This is a genomic window from Sphingopyxis sp., from assembly GCF_036675685.1.
GTDB lineage: Bacteria > Pseudomonadota > Alphaproteobacteria > Sphingomonadales > Sphingomonadaceae > Sphingopyxis.
On the sequence record NZ_JAKFEM010000007.1, the window covers coordinates 32,322 to 50,104 of the forward strand.

Consider the following 17,783-nt stretch of genomic DNA (forward strand, 5'->3'; position numbering starts at 1 on the left):
TTGATGCCGCACAGCCTGAAAAAAGGGAGGCGGATATGCGGCGCATGATGGCAATAGCCCTGCCGCTGCTGCTGGCGATGCCGGGGGTTGCTCAGGAATTACCCGATCAGACTGGCGGCGGCGACCATACCGAACTCGGCAGCGGCGTGGCGAGCTATTACGGCAACGAACTCGCCGGAAATCGCACCGCGAGCGGCGAACGGTTCGATCCCGGCGAAATGACCGCGGCGCACCGGACGTTGCCGTTCGGCAGCAAGGTCCGCGTCACCAACATATCAAACGGCCAGAGCGTCGTCGTACGCATCAACGACCGGGGTCCGTTCGGCCGCGGGCGCGTGATCGACATTTCGCACGCCGCCGCCAAGGAAATCGGGATGCACCGCAGCGGCACCGCGAAGGTCAGCATGACGTTGCTCGACGATTGAGCTAGCGGCACCGGCCCGCTCTCCCCGGCGGTCCGGTGTCGTTTCCGTATCGGTGGAAGATCAATCGAACACCGACCAGCCGGCCGCATAAGCGAAATGTTCGAGCGCCACCGCGCCCGCGAGCGACGTTCCCGCCGCGTTCAGCGCGGGCGACCAGACCGCGATCGATCCCTGCCCCGGCGCGATGCAGAGGATGCCGCCGCCGACCCCGCTCTTGCCCGGCAGGCCGACGCGAAAGGCGAACTCGCCCGAATTATCGTAATGGCCGCACAGCATCATGATCGCGTTGATGCGCCGCGCGCGATGCGGTTCGACCAGCTGCTCGCCGGTGAGGGGGTCGCGCCCCTCCATCGCGAGGAACAACCCGGCGCGCGCGAGCTGGCGACACGACATCGCGATCGCGCATTGGCGGAAATAGACGCCGACCACCGTCTCGACCGGATGCTTCAGATTGCCGAAAGCGTCCATGAAGTGCGACAGGCTGCGGTTGCGCGCGCCGGTTTCGGATTCGGAAAAAGCGACGTCGAGGTCGATTTCGACGCCATCGTCGCCGGCCCGCGCGCGCATGAAATCGAGGATTTCGTCGGCGACCGCGTCGCCGCTCCGCCCGTCGATCAGCCGGTCGGTGGTCGCGATCGCGCCCGCGTTGATCAGCGGGTTGCGCGGGATGCCATGCTCGCTTTCGAGCTGGACGATCGAGTTGAAGGCGCTGCCCGACGGTTCGCGCCCGACGCTGTCCCACAGCGAACTGCCGACGCGCCGCAGCGCGAGCGCGAGCGTGAAGACTTTCGACACCGACTGGATCGAGAAAGGCTCGTCGGCGTCGCCCGACGTGTGGACGGTGCCGTCGGGCAGCGCGAGTGCGAAACCGAGCTTGTCCGGATCGACGTTCGCGAGCGCCGGAATATAGTCGGCGACGCGCCCCTGGCCGAGATGCGCCGCGGCCAGCGTCATCGCTTCGTCGATATGATTGCGCAGATCGTCGGTCATCGCGCTTCGCCTAATCCAGAATCGCAGCCGAATGAAGCGATTTGGCTTCAACTCGTCATCCCGGCCCTTCGACTGCCTTGTCAGGCGCTCAGGATAAACTTCCGCCAAAGGCGGAAGGCCGGGATCTCAAGGGGGCGGCAGAACGGGACGGTGAGATCGCGTCGGGAGTCACGCGCCTCCCGCCACCCTTCGCCGGGATGACGGATGGATATTTACTTTCATTTTCTTAGAAATATTCTATGTTATGGAAATCAAGTGCAGCGAATCGGGAGAAAGAGACATGGTCGATCATCCGCGAGGCAAGGGGCTTTCGAGCGCCGTCAGTTACCAGGACAGCAAGGCGGCGTTCCGCTGGCTCGAGGAGGCGTTCGGTTTCGAACCCTTATTCGTGCTGCTCGACGCCGACGGTAATCTCGCCCATTCGGAAATGGGCTTTGGCACATCGGCGGTGATGGTCGGCAATGAATGGTCGGACGATCACAAGAGCCCCAAGTCGATCGGCGGCAAGAATACGCAATCGGTGCACGTCCAGCTGAGCGTCGGCGAGGACATCGACGCGCATTGCGAGAAGGCGCGCGCCGCAGGGGCCGAGATCATCGCCGAACCCGAGACGCAATTCTATGGCGACCGCAGCTACCGCGCCAAGGATCCCGAGGGGCATATCTGGACCTTCGGCGTGACGGTCGAGGAAAAGACCGCCGAGCAATGGGACGCCGAGGGCGGCTTCACCACGAAGACCCGGCTCGATTGAGCGCGCGCATAGACCGCACGCTCGCCGCACTCGCCGACCCCTATCGGCGGCGCGCGGTCGAGCTCTTGGGCCAGCGACCGCGCAGCGCGGGCGAGCTCGCGGGCGAACTCGGCCTCGCGGCGCCGGCGATGAGCCGCCACCTGCGCGCGCTGAAAGCCGGCGGGCTCGTCGAGGACAGCCACCCCGTCTTCGACGCGCGCGTGCGTATCTATTCGTTGAAGGATGGGGCGACCGCGGAGCTCAAGCAATGGCTCGCCGAGACCGAGGCGCTGTGGACGCACCAGCTCGCCGCGTTCAAGGCGCATGTAGAAGGGGGTGGGGAATGACCGCTGCGGTCATCGTCGCGCTCCGCGTTACGGTATCGCCGGATGCGGCGTTCACCGCCTTCACCCGCGACATCGGTCGCTGGTGGCAAGGCCATCCGCTATTCCAGCTTTCGCGGCGCGGCGACGGCGCGCTGCGTTTCGACCCCGCAGGCCCGGGCGGCCGCCTCGTCACCCGCTTCGACGATGGCAAGGAGTGGGAGATCGGCGCGGTGCATCACTGGCTTCCCGGCGAACGGCTCGCGTTCGGCTGGCGCCTGCCGAGCTTTAAGGACGGTCAGGCGACCGAAGTCGAAGTCCGGTTTGAAGCCGTGGGCGCCGAAACGCGCGTCACGGTCGAGCATCGCGGTTGGGATACGATCCCGCAGAAGCATGTCGCACGCCACGGGTTCGAGCTGATGCTGTTCCAGCGGCGGCTGGGCGAGCATTGGCGCGGGCTGCTGGGAGCGATGGCGGAGCGCTTCTAGTCCCCCTCCCGCTGGCGGGAGGGGCTAGGGGAGGGCATGTCGAGGTCGGGACGGTGCCGGAACAGGCCCTCCCCCGACCCCTCCCGCCAGCGGGAGGGGAGAAAGACTTGCCGGCTCGTCTTCTCAGTCCCACGTTCCACCCATGGACCTCCCCGCCCCCTTCACCGACTGGTTCGCCGCGCGCGGGTGGCGGCTGCGGCGGCATCAGGCCGATATGCTCGCCGCGGGTGCGCGGGGCGAGAGCGCGCTGCTCGTCGCCGCAACGGGGGCGGGCAAGACATTGTCGGGCTTCCTGCCGACGCTCGTCGATCTGTATCGGTATCCGACCGACCGGCTCCACACGCTGTACGTCTCGCCGCTGAAAGCCCTTGCCGCCGACGTCGAGCGCAACCTGCTCGGACCGGTCGCCGACATGGGGCTCGACATCAGCGTCGAGAGCCGCAGCGGCGATACCAGTTCGGACAAGAAGGCGCGGCAGCGCAGCCGGCCGCCGAACATCTTGCTGACAACCCCCGAATCGCTGTCGCTGCTGCTGTCCTATCCCGACAGTTTCACGATGTTCGCCGACCTGAAAACGGTGGTGATCGACGAGATTCACGCCTTCGCCCCCGGCAAGCGCGGCGACCTGCTCAGCCTCGCGCTCGCGCGGCTGCAGTCGATCGCGCCCGGCCTCCGCCGCGTCGGCCTTTCGGCGACGATCGCCGATCCCGTCCAATATGCCGGCTGGCTGGCCCCCGACAGCCGCGCCGAAACGGTGACATTGGTTGAGGGCGAACCCGGCGCCGATCCCGACATCCAGATCCTGCTGCCCGAGGGCGCGGTGCCATGGGCGGGGCATTCGGGGCGCTATGCGGTGCATCAGGTGATGGCAGAGGTCGCGCAGAACCGCACGACGATCATCTTCTGCAACACGCGCGGGCTCGCCGAGCTGATCTTCCAGGAGTTGTGGAAAGTCAACGACCTGTCGCTGCCGATCGCGATCCACCATGGCAGCCTCGACCGCGAAGCGCGGCAGCGCGCCGAAGCGGCGATGGCCGAGGGGCGGCTGCGCGCGCTCGTCGCGACCTCGAGCCTCGACCTCGGGCTCGACTGGGGCGATGTCGACTGCGTGATCCAGATGGGCGCACCCAAGGGTTCGTCGCGGCTGCTGCAGCGGATCGGGCGCGCCAACCACCGCCTCGACGAGCCGAGCCGCGCGCTGATCGTGCCGGGCAACCGCTTCGAATATCTCGAGGCAGAGGCCGCATTGGACGCCGTGGACGCGGGCGAGCGCGACGCCGACCGCTTCCGCCCCGGCGCGCTCGACGTGCTCGCGCAGCATGTGATGGCGCTCGCTTGCGCCGCGCCGTTCAAGGAGGCGGCGCTGCTCGCCGAAATACAGAGCGCGGCGCCATATCGGTGGATCGATGCCCTCACTTTCGCGCGGCTGCTCGGCTTCGTGCGCGATGGCGGCTATGCGCTCAAAAGTTACGACCGCTTTCGCCGTCTCGCGCCCGACGGGCAGGGCGGGTGGCGCATCGCGCATCCGCGATTGGCGGCGCAGCACCGCCTCAACGCCGGGATCATCGTCGATGCGCCGACGCTCGACGTGCGCTTCAAGAACGGGCGGCGGCTGGGCACCGTCGAAGAGTATTTCGCGAGCACGCTGACCCCCGGCGACACCTTTGCCTTCGCCGGATTGAGCCTCGAGGTCGAGGCGATCCGCGACACCGACCTGATCGTCCGCGCGACGACGCGCCCCGCACGCATCCCGAGCTATATGGGCGCGCGCATGGCGCTCACCACGCGGCTCGCAGACCGTGTACGCGGGTTCCTTGCCGATCGGTCGAGCTGGCAGCGCTTCCCCGAGGATGTGCGCTTTTGGCTCGAGATGCAGGCGCTGCGCTCGGTCCTGCCGCGCCCCGGCGAGCTGCTTGTCGAAACCTTCCCGCACGAGGGCGCGCATTATCTGGTCGTCTATCCGTTCGAGGGGTGGAATGCCCACCAGTCGCTCGGCATGCTGATCACCAAAAGGATGGAGCGCGCGGGGTTGCAACCGCTGGGCTTCGTTGCCTCGGACTATGCGCTCGCTATCTGGTCGCTGCGCCCGGTCACCGATCCCGCCGCCCTGTTCGACCCCGCGATCCTCGAGGGCGAGTTTGTCGAATGGGTCGAGGGGTCGCATCTGCTCAAGCGCGCCTTCCGCGAGGTCGCGGTGATCGGCGGTCTCATCGAGCGCCAGCATCCCGGCAAGCGCAAGACGGGCAAGCAGGTGACCTTCTCGACCGACCTCATCTTCGACGTGCTGCGCAAATATGAGCCCGACCATCTGTTGCTCGAGGCGGCGTGGGCCGACGCACGCGAACGGCTCACCGACGTCGCGCGCCTCGGCGACCTGCTCGACCGCGCGGCAGGGACGATGGTGCATCAGGCATTGCCAAGGATCAGCCCGCTCGCGATCCCCGTGCTCGTCCTGATCGGACGCGAAAACGTCGCGGCGTCCGACCTCGACGACATGCTGCTCGGCGAACTCGCCGACACGCTTGCCGAAACGGCGATGCGGGCGGAGTAGCCGGCTGCTCGCCGTATCGGCGTTTCGCTTGCTGCGAAGGGCGATGAGGCGTAGATTGCGCTCAAAGATAATGAGGATGCCAGCGATGACCCAGGCTACCAAGCGGTCCGTCCTATTGGCGCTGCTGCTCGCCGCCCCCGCGCTGACCGGCGCGACCCCGGCCCCCGCCGGGCCGCCGGCCGTTCCGGCGGCCGCGCCCGCCCCAAGCGACGATGTCGTCGCACCGCCGATCACCGTGGTGCCCTTCATCGAGCCGTTCGACCTCGACGCGTCGCGGCGCATGTCGGTAAAGGTCATGGTCGGGGGCCAAGGCCCCTTCTCTTTCCTTGTCGATACGGGCGCCGAGCGGACGGTGATCGCGCGCGAACTCGCCGTCCGGCTCGGGCTGGTCGAGGGCGCAAAGCTGCGGCTTGCGACGATCGGCGGATCGACTACGGTCCCAAGCTATCGCGTCGCGGCGCTCCAGATGTCGAAGCTGCACCTCGCCTCTGTCGAGGCGCCCGCCTTTTTCGGCCGGCATATCGGTGCGGCGGGGCTGATCGGCGTCGATATGCTCGAAGAGCGCCGCATTCTCATCGATTTCCGCAAGGAGACGATGCAGATCCTGGAAACGCGGCGCCGCGCGTCACCGATCATCCGCGACGATGACGCGATCGTCGTCACCGCGCGCAATTCGGCGGGCCGCCTGATCCTGTCGGACGCGCGGCTCAACGGCAAACGCATCGATGTGATCGTCGACACCGGCGCCCAAACAAGCGTCGGCAACATGGCGCTGAAAAAGCTGGTCACCGAGCGGCGCGCGAACCGCTTTCCCTTTGTCGCGACGATCCTCGACGCGGTGACCGGCGAGGCGGTGCCGGCGGTGCGCACCGCGATCAAGCGGATCGTGATCAACGGGATGGACGTCAACGACCTGCCGGTCAGCTTCGCCGACAGCCAGGCCTTTCGCGCGCTGGGCCTCCACGAGCGGCCCGCACTGCTGCTCGGGATGGACAGCCTGTCGCTGTTCGACCGCGTCGAGATCGATTTCCCGAACAAGCGCGTCGTTTTCGACCTGCCCGACGAAGCGAGCCACAAAACCAAAATACGCTTCGCCGCAAACACGGCGACGCGGGGTAGCTAGGACGCCGTCATTCTTTGCCGGCGAAAGTTTATCCTGAGCGCCTGCCAAGGCAGTCGAAGGGCCGGGATGGCGGAGATATGAAGGGTGCTTGCGACGACCGGGCGGCGCCTGCATAGCAGCGCCATGTCCGCCGCGCCGACCTTTGCCTTTGCGGGCCAGCAGTTTCAGATGCTGGCCGACCGGGCGCTGTTCTGGCCGCGCCACGGCGCGCTGATTGTCGCCGACCTGCATCTCGAAAAGGCCAGCTGGTATGCCGCGCTCGGCCAGCCGTTGCCGCCCTATGACAGCCACGACACGCTCGACCGGCTCGCGGCGCTCGCGGCCGGAACGGAGGCGCGCGCGATCTGGTGCCTCGGCGACAGTTTCCACGACCAGGACGCGGCGGACCGCATCGTGCCCGCGGTCGCCGAGCGATTGCGCGGGCAGGCCGCTTCGGCAAAGCTGCTGTGGATCGCGGGCAATCACGACGGGCTCTCCGGCGGTGCGTGGGGCGGCGAGGTCGCCGACGAGCTTTTCATCGACGGCATCGTCTTTCGTCACCAAAGCCTCGGCGGCGAGATGCGGCCCGAAATTTCGGGGCATTTCCATCCCAAACTGCGGCTCAACCTCCGCGGCCGCCATGTCTCGCGCCCTTGTTTCGCGGGCGACGACCGGCGGCTGATCCTGCCCGCTTTTGGCAGTCTGACGGGCGGGCTCGCTGCCGACGATCGGGTGATCGCGGAAAATTTTGCCGGTCCCTATCAGGCGATGCTCGTCGCAAAAGGTCGCCTGCTCCGCTTCCCGTGCAGCGGCAACACGCCCGCTGACGCTACGGCAAGCCGCGCCGTCGCCGCGGACTAAGACCTAAACCCAGCGAACAGGCGCTTTTCCGCCTGTGGCCAAAAAGCATCACCCGTTCAAAAACGACGCAAATACGTGCCCCCCGCTGGATTGGCCGCGCAATTGAGTTATGTTCCCCGGGCAACAAAAATAATGAAATATTGAGAGGAGTGCCCGCTATGAAATCATCTTCCCTTCTTGCTGCCCGATTACTGCGCACCAGCGCGCTCGGCGTATCGCTTGCCATTGCTGTCGTTTCGGCACCGGCCTTTGCGCAGGACGCGCCGGCCGACACCGCGACCGACGATAGCGACAACACGCCGATCATCGTCACCGCGCAGGGCCGTTCGCAGCTCCTGTCCGACGTTCCCGTCGCGATTTCGGCGGTGAGCGCCGAAACGCTGCAGAACAGCGGCGCCAACGACATTCGCCAGCTGAACCAGGTCGCTCCCTCGCTGCTCGTCTCCTCGACGGGTTCGGAAGCCAATGGCTCGGCGCGTATCCGCGGCATCGGCACGGTCGGCGACAACCCCGGCCTCGAAAGCTCGGTCCCCGTGTTCATCGACGGCGTCTATCGTTCGCGTTCGGGCATCGGCCTCAACGAACTCGGCGAAATCGACCGCGTCGAAGTGCAGCGCGGCCCGCAGGGCACGCTCGGCGGCCGCAACTCGTCGGCGGGCCTGATCAGCATCTATTCGAAAAAACCGAGCTTCGAATTCGGCGGCACGGGTGAGATCACCTATGGCAATTACGACTATTGGCGCCTCGCCGGCGGCGTCACCGGACCGATCGGCGAAACCCTTGCCTTTCGTCTCGACGGCGTCTGGGTGAAGCGCGACGGCTTCCTGCACGACACCACGAACGATACCGACGTCAACAACCGCGACCGTTATTTCGTGCGCGGCCAGCTGTTGTTCGAACCGACCGACGCGCTGTCGATCCGGCTGATCGCCGACTATACGTCGCGCAAGGAGGAATGCTGCGGCGCGACCTATATCGACCGCAGCGTCAACCAATATATCGGCAATCTCAACAACCCGTCGGTGCCGCTTTCGGTGGGCGGAGTACCGTCACCCACCGGCAACAACATCATCAACGTGCTGCGCGACCTTGGCCAGCCGCTGGCCGCCTTCAATCAGGGCTATAGCCGCAATATCTCGGTCAGCCCGGGTCGCAGCTATGCCGGCAAGACCAAGGACTACGGCTTCTCGGGCCAGATCGACTATGATTTCGGCGGCGCGACGCTGACCTCGATCACCGGCTATCGCGAATATCGTTCGGGCCAGGCGGGCGACGTCGATTATGGCGTGGTCGACATCCTCTATCGCGCGCCGAGCGACGACGCCTATCGCCAGTTCCACACCTTCACGCAGGAAGTGCGCCTGCAGGGCGAGGCGTTCGACGGTAAGCTCGACTGGCTCGTCGGCGGCTTCTACGCCAATGAAAAGCTGACGGTGCGCGACAATCTGCGTTTCGGCACGCAGTACGGCCGCTTTGCAGCTTGCCGCCTGATTTCGGGTGGCGGGCTCGCGGGGCTCTATTCGCCGACGTCCCCCGGCTGCGTCGCGGCGCGGCCGCCCGCTTTCGGCGCGGCCTCGCCCGCCATCTACGCGGCGCTCGATCAGCTCGACAGCATCAGCGACAAGGGCAGCATCAACGATCGCTATAATCAGAAGGACACCAACTGGGCGCTGTTCACGCACAATATCGTCCATATCACCGACAAGCTCGATCTGACGCTGGGCGTGCGTTACACCCACGACAAGAAGAAGTTCTCGGCGACCTTCACCAACGACAATGCGGCGTGCGTCAACGTCCAGAACCTCGTCGGCGGGTTCCTGACCAACCCCGCGCTGGCGGCGGTGTCGGGCGGCCTCGTCGGCCTTGCGTGCCAGGGCAATTCGACCGCCGAGCTGAACGGCGTGTCGATCAACGACAGCCGCAGCGAGGATGAATGGACCGGGACGGCGATCCTGTCGTACAAGCCGATCGACGACCTGATGGTCTATGCGAGCTTCGCGCGTGGCTACAAGGCGGGCGGCTTCAACCTCGACCGCTCGGCGCTCAAGAATCCGATCCAGGTCGTGGGTGGCGTTCCGACGACGACCTTCGCGGCGGCGGGCGGTGCGCAGGCACTGGTCGGCAACCTCCAGTTCGACCCCGAACTGGTGAACAGCTATGAACTGGGCGCGAAATATTCGACCGGTCCGTTCGGCCTCGGCCTGACTTTCTTCCGGTCGGATTTCAAGAACTTCCAGCTCAACACGTTCAACGGCAGCGTCTTCCTCGTCCAGACGGTCAACGGCTGTTCGTCGGACCTGAACGGCGGCGACCGCGACCAGAGCAAGTTCAACACCGCGCCCAACTTCAACGCGGCGGCGGCCGCCACCGGGGCGTGCCCGTCGGACGATGTCGGCTATGGCGTGCGGACCGAGGGCTTCGAGCTCGAGGCCTCGCTTGTTCCCTCGCGCGACTTCCGCATGACCGCCGGCCTGACCTATGCCAACACCAAATATCGCAGCAACCTGGTGGGCAACAAGTCGGGCGCCCCGCTCGATCAGGCGCTCCGCCTGCTGCCGGGCAACAATCTGTCGAACGCGCCCGAACTGGTCGCGACCGGCAGCATCACCTGGACCCCCGACATTGGCAGCAGCGGCCTAACCGGCCTTGTCTATATCGATGGCCGCATGACGAGCGATTACAACACCGGTTCGGACCTGTTCCCGCAGAAGGAACAAAATGGTTATGCGCTGTTCAACGCCCGCGTCGGCGTCCGCGGCCCCGATGAAAAATGGGGCATCGAACTCTGGGCGCAGAACCTGTTCAACAAGCAATATGCCCAGGTCGCGTTCAACTCGCCGTTCCAGGAAGGCGGCGTCAGCGGCGCCTTCGCCGACCCGCAATATCCGGGCGGCCGCCAGATCTTCTCGCAGTTCCTTGCCGAACCGCGGACCTATGGCGTGACGCTGCGCGGCAAATTCTGATCGCAAGCCATCTCTGACACATCGGGCGGGGCCGTCGTGCCCCGCCCTTTTTTTGCCCGCCCGGAACGTCGAACCGAGTCAACCCGTCACATCTGACAGCTGTGACATAAAAGCCGCGGCGCATCGTACAACGACGTTACGGCACGGGCTTGTGCTGGCTTGGGCGAGCCCGGTCGTGATACGCTGCTCCGCAAATAGAATATCGTGACACTCTCCCGCAAAAAAACACCTGTGGAGGAGGGCCATGACCATGAAAAACCGTTCCCGCCGTGCCCGGCTGCTGCGCGCCAGCGCCGCCGGCCTGTCTTTGTCGCTTGCCCTGCTGGCGACGCCCGCCGCGGCGCAGGACGCCGGCGCCGAGACCAATGACGAAACGATCATTGTCACCGCGACGCGGCGCAGCGAAGCGCTGTCCGATGTCCCGATTGCGGTATCGGCGGTCACCGGCGAGACGCTCGAAAAGACCGGTGCGACCGACGTCCGCGCGCTGGGCCAGGTCGCCCCGTCGCTGCTCGTGTCGGGCGCGACGAGCGAAGTCAATTTCTCGGCTCGCATCCGCGGGATCGGCACGGTCGGCGAGAATCCCGGCCTCGAATCCTCGGTCGGGCTGTTCATCGACGGCGTCTACCGCAGCCGCACTGGGGTCGGCCTGTCCGAACTCGGCGACATCGAACGCGTCGAAGTATTGCGCGGGCCGCAGGGAACGCTGTTCGGGCGCAATTCGACCGCGGGCCTCATCAACATCGTCACCAAGGGACCCGAGCTCGGCCGCTTCGGCGCCAAGGGATCGGTGTCATACGGCAATTATGACTATTGGCGCGTCGACGGCATGATCAACGCGCCGCTGGGCGACAAGGTGGCGGCCCGCGTCGACGGGGTTTGGCAAAAGCGCGACGGTTTCATCGACAATGCCACCGCGGGCGAGCCCGACATCAACGACCGCGACCGCTATCTGGTGCGCGGCCAGTTGATGTTCGAACCCAGCGAAATGCTGAAATTCCGCCTGATCGCCGATTACAGCGAACGCAATGAAAACTGCTGCGGCGGCATATTGCTCAACCCCGTCCGCAACCTGGCGCGCGGCCCCGGCGGTTTCCCCGTGGCATCAGCGAACAGTTTGCTGCCGATCCTGCAGGCGCTCGGCGCAAACCATCAGGTGGCGCCGACGGACACGAAATTCGTTCGCCGCCAGTCGACGACGCCGGGGGTCACCTATCGGTCGGACACCAAGGATTGGGGTGTTTCGGGCGAGCTCAATTGGGAGCTTGGCGCGGCGACGCTGACCTCGATCACCGCCTATCGCGATTACAAGAATGCGCAGGGCCAGGACGCCGACTTCAGCGCGCTCGACGTGCTGCGCCGCACCGACCTCGACCGCCGTTTCCGCCTGTTCACGCAGGAACTGCGGTTGCAGGGCGAGGCGTTCGACGGGCGGCTCGACTGGCTCGTCGGCGGCTATTATGCGAACGAGAAACTCGATGTCGACGACGACATCGTCTACGGCAATAATTACGAACAATTCGCCAATTGCCTGCTCTTCGCAAGCGCGCTGCCCAGCGCTGTGCTGCCCTCGAACCCCTCGTGCGTGAACGTGCCGGTGGTACAGGGGACGATCGCGGTGCTGCCCCCGGGGGCGACGCGCTCGCTGCTGCAGGCGCTGATCGCCAACCCGGCGCGTCCGGGCTTCGGCTCGCTCGCCGCCGCGCTCGGCCAGCCGGCGCTCGCGATCAACGGCACCGGCAACCAGGGATCGACCTTTGCGCAGCGCAGCCGCAACTTCGCGGTGTTCACGCACAACAGCTTCGACATCGTCCCCGACGTGCTGACCTTCACGATCGGCGCACGCTACACGAGCGAGCGCAAGACATTGGATGCCGACGCGAATTTCAACAATGCGATCTGCCCGCTGATCGTCAATTCGCCCTTCCAGTCGCTCGCGACCTTGCCCTGCGTCATCAACAGCACCGCGCCCGACCTGCCGCGCGGCACCGCGGGGACGAAGTTCAAGGACAATGAATGGACCGGAACCGCGGTGCTGAGCTGGAAACCCGCCCCCGAGTGGCTGGTCTATGGATCGGCGTCGAAGGGCTATAAGGCCGGGGGGTTCAACCTCGACTTCTCGGCGCTCGACCGGACGTGCAACACGACCTTCGACCCCGCCTGCGCCGCCCGGCTCGCGCTGCCCGCCAACACGAGCGGCAACGGCCGCCCCGAGGCGAGCGACCTGCAATTCGCGAGCGAAAAGGTCGACGCCTATGAGCTCGGCATCAAATGGGACGGCCCCGGCATCGACGTCAATGTCGCGGCTTTCTATCAGGAATATAGCAACTACCAGCTCAACACCTTCAACGGCGTCAATTTCGAGGTCACCAACATCCAGGCGTGCAAGGATGATCTGAACGGCGCCGATTCGGACGGGTCGGCGGCCACCGGCGCGTGCCCGTCCGACCGGTTGAAGCCCGGCGTGCGGTCGAAGGGCATCGAGATCGAGGCCTTCCTGCGCCCCGCGCGCTATGTGTCGGTGAACATGGGGCTGACCTATGTCGACACCCTCTATCGCCGCAATCTGGTGGGCACGGGCGGACGGCCGCTGTCGCCGGTGCTGTTCCAGCTTCCCGGCCGCGGGGTGTCGAACGCGCCGCGCTATGTCGCGACCGCAGGCATCAGCTGGACGCCGCCGATCGGCAGCGCGGGGATGAGCGGGCTCGTCTATGTGGACACGCGCCTGCAAAGCGACACCAACACCGGGTCCGACCTCGACGTCGAGAAGATCCAGGACGGCTTCGCCATCTTCAACGGCCGCATCGGCCTCTATGGCCCCGAGCGGCGCTGGGGGGTCGAGCTGTGGGGCCAGAATCTGCTCAACAAGAAATATTACCAGATCGGCGCCGACATGCCGCTGCAGGGCGGCGGCACTTTCCGCGCCGTCGCGGCCCCCGCCTCATCGGGGCTGGCGGGCACCGCGAACCAGCTGTTCGTTGGTTTTCCTGGCGAACCGCGCACCTATGGCGTGACGCTGCGCGGCCAGTTCTGACCGGTCTCTCCCCCTCCCCGCTTTGGGGAGGGAGCAGGAGGGTCTGCCGCGACCGGGCACTGTTGCGGCAGACCCTTTTCTTTGGGTGCGTTGATGAAGTCCGCTTTGGGGTAAGAAGCTGCCTGCGCTTATCGCGCCCGCGCGGCCTGGTGCGCGATGTCGGTTATCAGCTTGCGGAACAATACGCCGCCCGCGGTGCCCGAGGATTTGAGCGCGCGCTCGCAGTCGAGCAACCGGCTCATCAGGCGCGCGATGCGTACCGAATCCCAGATGTGGAGCTGCGCCGTCACCGCGTCGCGTTCCTTCCAGAAAATCCCGCTGGTGCGTGCCGCCACCACCGTTGCGGGGTGCGCGCCGCCGTCGACCTCGGCCCGCAGTCGCGCCAGCGCCATCGCGCGGATCGCGAGCGCGCGGATGATACGGATTTCGGCGACCCCGACCGCTGTCGCTTTCGCGAGCATCGCGGGAAGGTCGCGCACCTTGCCGCCGAGTGCGACATTGATGCACTCGCTGACATCCTCTTCGTGCGTCGCGGCGCCCAATGCGGCGATGTCGGTGGCGGTCACCTGCCGCTGGCGGTCCGAACCCGCATCGAGATAGAGCGCCATCTTCTCGATCTCGCGCCGCATCAGCGCCTGATCGCCCGACACCAGATCGATGAGCAGCTGTGCCTCGGCATTGGCAAGCCGCAGCCCCTGCTCCTGCGCCGCCGCCATCGCGATACCGACGAGCGCGCGGCGGTCGGGCTGGTAACAGATCGCAGCGACGGCATGGTTCGAGCCTTCGACCAGCTTGACGAGTTTCGACTTGGCGGTGACCGACGCGCCGGTTGCGATCACCGGGTTGATCGCGGTTTCGGCGGCGAGCAGCGCCTCGACCGCCGCGAGGCTGTCGTCGCCGCTGCCGCCGATTTCGAGCCGGATCACACGGCTCGCCGAAAAGAGCGACATCGACGCGGCCTCGGCAGCGAGCAGCGACGGATCCTGCGACAGCTGCGTTCCCGAAAGGTCGAGCCGCTCGGCATCCTTGCCCGCCAGCGCGACGAGGTAGCCCGCGACGGCTTCCATCGTCGCTTCGTCGGGGCCGGTGAGCAGGGTGAAACGAAGTGCGGGGTCGAGGCGCGACTGGCGTTCGAGGTCGGCGGGCTTGACCGTTTTCATTGCCGCTCAGGGAGTCGGCGCGGGCGTCGTCGCAGGCGTCTGGCCGCCGCCGCGGTTCGCAAAGACCGCGAGCCGGGTGACGATCTGGTCGGCGACCCCCGAGGCGAGCCGTTCGAGCGCCGATGATTCGGCGGCGATCGTCGCATATTCGCTGCCGACGACGTCGATCCCGGCGTCCTGCGCCGCGGTCGCGTCGAGCAATACCTCACCGGTCGCGGCGTCGACGAGCTGGTAGCGCGCGCGCAAGGTCCGCCGCTCGCGCGTCACCGCATCGTCGGCACGGACGCCGAAGCCGGTGATACTATCCTCGAGCCGCACGTCGAGCCGCAGCCGCTTGCCCGCGCCCCGCCCGCCCTGCGTCGCCTGGAGCCGGTCGCGCAGCGCGTTGCGGACGAGCCAGCCCGAATGCCCCTCGATCGCGGCCACATCGACGTCCGCGAGCACCGTCGCGACCGCCCCCTTGCTGCCGTTCGCGTACAAAGGACGGAGACCGCAGCCGCCGACGAGCAGCGAAGCGGCGACAAGGCAAGAGGTCAGGACATTGCGCATCAGGGAACGATATTCACCAAACGGTCGGGGACCACAATCACCTTCTTCGGCGCGGCGCCGGCGAGCAGCTCGGCGATGCGCGGGCGCGCGAGCGCCGCGGCTTCCACCGTGTCTTTATCGAGGCCTTTGGCGAGCGTCATCGTGTCGCGGAGCTTACCCGCCATCTGGATCGCGATTGTCACCTCGTCATCGACGAGCAGTGCCGGATCGGCGGCGGGCCACGCGGCATCGGCGACCATCGCGGTGATGCGCTGCGATTCAGGAAGCGCCGCCCACGCCTCTTCGGCGAGGTGCGGCATCATCGGCGCGACGAGGAAGATCAGGGTGCGACACGCCTCGGCGCGCGTGGCCGAGGGCTTCGCTTTCTCGATCTCGTTGGCGAGCGCGTGGATTTTCGCCACCGCCTTGTTGAAGCCCAAGGCTTCGATGTCGGTCGCAACCCCGGCGATCGCCTGGTGCAGCTTGCGCGCGAGGGCCAGGTCCTCGCCGCCGTCGCCGACATTTTCGGTGTCGCCGAACAGACGCCACAGGCGCTGGACGAAGCGCCACGCGCCCTCGATCCCGGCCTCGCTCCACGGCAGGTCGCGCTCGGGCGGGCTGTCGGAGAGCATGAACCAGCGCACTGCGTCGGCGCCGTACTGGTCGAGGATGGCGTCGGGATCGACGACATTCTTCTTCGACTTCGACATCTTGATCACGCGGCCGATCTGTACCGGCGCGGCATCGGCGGTCAACGTGGCGCCCTCCGACGTGCGTTCGATCTCGTCGGGGGTGAAATAGAGCGGCGGCAGGCCTTCGCCCTGGTCGCGGCTGTAGGTTTCGTGCGTCACCATGCCCTGCGTGAACAGGCTCGCGAAGGGCTCGGCGATGTCGATCATCCCCATCTTCTTGAGCGCGCGTGTCCAGAAGCGCGCGTAGAGCAGATGGAGGATCGCATGCTCGATGCCGCCGATATATTGGTCGACGGGCAGCCAGCGGCGGATCACCTCGGGATCGAAGGGCTTGTCCGCGGGCGAGCTGGCGAAACGCAGGAAATACCAGCTGGAATCGACGAAAGTGTCGAGCGTGTCGGTTTCGCGTTGCGCGGCGCCGCCGCACGACGGGCACGCGACATGCTTCCACGTCGGGTGGCGGTCGAGCGGATTGCCGGGGACCGAGAAATCGACATCCTCGGGCAGTATGACGGGAAGCTGGCCCTTGGGAACCGGCACGGTGCCGCACGCATCGCAGTGGATGAAGGGGATCGGGGTGCCCCAATAGCGCTGGCGCGAGACGCCCCAGTCGCGCAGGCGCCACACGGTCGTGCCCTTGCCCCAGCCCTCGTGCTCGGCGCGCGTGATGACGGCGGCCTTCGCCTCGTCGATGCTCATGCCGTCGAGGAAGTGGCTGTTCACCAGCTTGCCAGGGCCGGTGTACGCCTCGTCGCCGGTGAAATGCTGCGCGGTTTCGTCACCATCGGCGATGACGCGGTGGACCTGCAGCCCATATTTATGCGCAAGGTCGAGGTCGCGCTGGTCGTGCGCGGGACAGCCGAAAATCGCGCCGGTGCCATAGTCCATCAGCACATAATTCACGACCCAGACGGGCATATGCCAGTTCGGATCGAGCGGATGCTCGACCGACAGGCCGGTATCGAAACCGAGCTTCTCGGCGGTCTCGAGCTGTTCGGCCGACGTGCCCTGACGGCGGCATTCGGCGATGAACGCGGTGAGTTCGGGCGAATCCTTCGCCAGCCGTTCGGCGAGCGGATGGTCGGGCGAGATCGCCGCAAAGCTCGCCCCGAACAAGGTGTCGGGGCGCGTCGTGAAGACGTCGAAGCCAACCGCGCCGCCCGCGAGCTTGAACGAGAATTCGAGCCCCTGCGACTTGCCGATCCAGTTTTCCTGCATCAGCCGCACCTTGTCGGGCCAGCTGTCGAGACTGCCCAGGCCTTCGAGCAATTCCTCGGCAAAGTCGGTGATCTTCAGGAACCACTGCGACAGTTTTTTCTTTTCGACGAGCGCGCCCGAGCGCCAGCCGCGGCCGTCGATCACCTGCTCGTTGGCGAGCACGGTCATGTCGACCGGGTCCCAGTTGACGTAGCTGTGCTTGCGCGTGACGAGCCCCGCGGCGAACAGGTCGAGGAACAGCGCCTGTTCCTGCCCATAATAATCGGGCTCGCACGTCGCGAGTTCGCGGCTCCAGTCGATCGACAGGCCAAGACGCTTCAACTGACCGCGCATCGACGCGATATTGTCGCGCGTCCAGCCGCCGGGGTGCACGCCCTTTTCCATCGCCGCATTCTCGGCGGGCATGCCGAACGCGTCCCAGCCCATCGGGTGGAGGACGTCGTGGCCGGTCATTTTCTTGAAGCGCGCGAGGACGTCGCCCATCGCATAGTTGCGGACATGCCCCATATGGATGCGCCCCGACGGATAGGGGAACATCTCGAGGATATAGGCCTTGGGCCGGCCACCGTCGGCGTCGGCGCCGTCGGTCGTGGCAAAGCTGTTCGCCGCCTCCCACGCCGCTTGCCAGCGAGCATCGGCAGCCAAAGCGCCAAAGCGCGTTTCGCGGGTCATTCGTCGGTTACCCCGTTTGTCTGTCTAACTGGCGCGGAGCCGCGCC

General features: G+C 66.3%; 13 protein-coding genes. 9 read left to right on the forward strand and 4 right to left on the reverse strand.

Going from position 1 to position 17,783, the window contains the following annotated elements; translation table 11 throughout:
* Window positions 1–44: 44 nt before the first annotated feature.
* Window positions 45–425 (forward strand): septal ring lytic transglycosylase RlpA family protein, encoded by a 381-nt coding sequence (locus V6M50_RS04045; RefSeq protein ID WP_332817264.1) that lies wholly within the window; start codon window positions 45–47, stop codon window positions 423–425.
* 60 nt (window positions 426–485) lie between these two features.
* Here V6M50_RS04045 and V6M50_RS04050 read toward each other — a convergent pair whose 3' ends face one another.
* On the reverse strand, window positions 486–1,415 hold the full coding sequence (locus V6M50_RS04050) for a glutaminase (protein WP_332817265.1): 930 nt from the start codon (window positions 1,413–1,415) through the stop codon (window positions 486–488).
* Window positions 1,416–1,695: 280 nt separating this feature from the next.
* Here V6M50_RS04050 and V6M50_RS04055 point away from each other — a divergent pair, with 280 nt between their 5' ends.
* From V6M50_RS04055 to V6M50_RS04090, 8 genes are all read left to right on the forward strand, one after another.
* Window positions 1,696–2,166 (forward strand): VOC family protein, encoded by a 471-nt coding sequence (locus V6M50_RS04055; RefSeq protein ID WP_332817266.1) that lies wholly within the window; start codon window positions 1,696–1,698, stop codon window positions 2,164–2,166.
* On the forward strand, window positions 2,163–2,492 hold the full coding sequence (locus tag V6M50_RS04060; RefSeq protein ID WP_332817267.1) for an ArsR/SmtB family transcription factor: 330 nt from the start codon (window positions 2,163–2,165) through the stop codon (window positions 2,490–2,492). Before V6M50_RS04055 ends, V6M50_RS04060 begins: the two co-directional genes overlap by 4 nt.
* Complete coding sequence (locus V6M50_RS04065; RefSeq protein ID WP_332817268.1) at window positions 2,489–2,956, forward strand: SRPBCC domain-containing protein; 468 nt, start codon at window positions 2,489–2,491, stop codon at window positions 2,954–2,956. The genes V6M50_RS04060 and V6M50_RS04065 overlap by 4 nt, the downstream gene beginning before the upstream one ends.
* Before the next feature lie 142 nt (window positions 2,957–3,098).
* A complete protein-coding gene (locus V6M50_RS04070; protein WP_332817269.1) occupies window positions 3,099–5,507 on the forward strand; it encodes a ligase-associated DNA damage response DEXH box helicase in 2,409 nt (802 codons plus the stop codon).
* An 85-nt stretch (window positions 5,508–5,592) separates the two neighbouring features.
* Entirely contained in the window at window positions 5,593–6,630 is a 1,038-nt protein-coding gene (locus V6M50_RS04075; protein WP_332817270.1) for a retroviral-like aspartic protease family protein, read from the forward strand.
* A gap of 123 nt (window positions 6,631–6,753) precedes the next feature.
* The gene (pdeM, locus tag V6M50_RS04080) at window positions 6,754–7,470 is read left to right on the forward strand and encodes a ligase-associated DNA damage response endonuclease PdeM (protein WP_332817271.1); all 717 of its coding nucleotides are present in this window, start codon (window positions 6,754–6,756) and stop codon (window positions 7,468–7,470) included.
* 158 nt (window positions 7,471–7,628) lie between these two features.
* Entirely contained in the window at window positions 7,629–10,433 is a 2,805-nt protein-coding gene (locus V6M50_RS04085) for a TonB-dependent receptor (protein WP_332817272.1), read from the forward strand.
* A gap of 250 nt (window positions 10,434–10,683) precedes the next feature.
* Window positions 10,684–13,467 carry a TonB-dependent receptor gene (locus V6M50_RS04090; RefSeq protein WP_332817273.1) on the forward strand — a complete coding sequence of 928 codons (2,784 nt, stop codon included), beginning with the start codon at window positions 10,684–10,686 and terminating at the stop codon, window positions 13,465–13,467.
* A 128-nt stretch (window positions 13,468–13,595) separates the two neighbouring features.
* Here the strand turns inward: V6M50_RS04090 and holA are convergent, their stop codons facing one another.
* From holA to leuS, 3 genes are read right to left on the reverse strand one after another with little or no spacing between them, the layout of a single operon-like run.
* On the reverse strand, window positions 13,596–14,627 hold the full coding sequence (gene holA / locus V6M50_RS04095; RefSeq protein ID WP_332817274.1) for a DNA polymerase III subunit delta: 1,032 nt from the start codon (window positions 14,625–14,627) through the stop codon (window positions 13,596–13,598).
* A gap of 6 nt (window positions 14,628–14,633) precedes the next feature.
* Window positions 14,634–15,176, reverse strand: a complete 543-nt coding sequence (gene lptE / locus V6M50_RS04100; protein ID WP_332817275.1) for an LPS assembly lipoprotein LptE — start codon at window positions 15,174–15,176, stop codon at window positions 14,634–14,636.
* Window positions 15,176–17,737, reverse strand: coding sequence for a leucine--tRNA ligase (leuS, locus tag V6M50_RS04105; RefSeq protein ID WP_332817276.1), 2,562 nt, complete (start codon window positions 17,735–17,737; stop codon window positions 15,176–15,178). Before leuS ends, lptE begins: the two co-directional genes overlap by 1 nt.
* Window positions 17,738–17,783: the final 46 nt, after the last annotated feature.

Coding starts and splice junctions, on each gene's coding strand:
- V6M50_RS04085 (WP_332817272.1), top strand. CDS start 7,629: ATGAAATCATCTTCCCTTCTTGCTGCCCGATTACTGCGCACCAGCGCG.
- V6M50_RS04055 (WP_332817266.1), top strand. CDS start 1,696: ATGGTCGATCATCCGCGAGGCAAGGGGCTTTCGAGCGCCGTCAGTTAC.
- pdeM (WP_332817271.1), top strand. CDS start 6,754: ATGTCCGCCGCGCCGACCTTTGCCTTTGCGGGCCAGCAGTTTCAGATG.
- V6M50_RS04075 (WP_332817270.1), top strand. CDS start 5,593: ATGACCCAGGCTACCAAGCGGTCCGTCCTATTGGCGCTGCTGCTCGCC.
- lptE (WP_332817275.1), bottom strand. CDS start 15,176: ATGCGCAATGTCCTGACCTCTTGCCTTGTCGCCGCTTCGCTGCTCGTC.
- V6M50_RS04065 (WP_332817268.1), top strand. CDS start 2,489: ATGACCGCTGCGGTCATCGTCGCGCTCCGCGTTACGGTATCGCCGGAT.
- holA (WP_332817274.1), bottom strand. CDS start 14,627: ATGAAAACGGTCAAGCCCGCCGACCTCGAACGCCAGTCGCGCCTCGAC.
- leuS (WP_332817276.1), bottom strand. CDS start 17,737: ATGACCCGCGAAACGCGCTTTGGCGCTTTGGCTGCCGATGCTCGCTGG.
- V6M50_RS04045 (WP_332817264.1), top strand. CDS start 45: ATGATGGCAATAGCCCTGCCGCTGCTGCTGGCGATGCCGGGGGTTGCT.
- V6M50_RS04090 (WP_332817273.1), top strand. CDS start 10,684: ATGAAAAACCGTTCCCGCCGTGCCCGGCTGCTGCGCGCCAGCGCCGCC.
- V6M50_RS04070 (WP_332817269.1), top strand. CDS start 3,099: ATGGACCTCCCCGCCCCCTTCACCGACTGGTTCGCCGCGCGCGGGTGG.
- V6M50_RS04050 (WP_332817265.1), bottom strand. CDS start 1,415: ATGACCGACGATCTGCGCAATCATATCGACGAAGCGATGACGCTGGCC.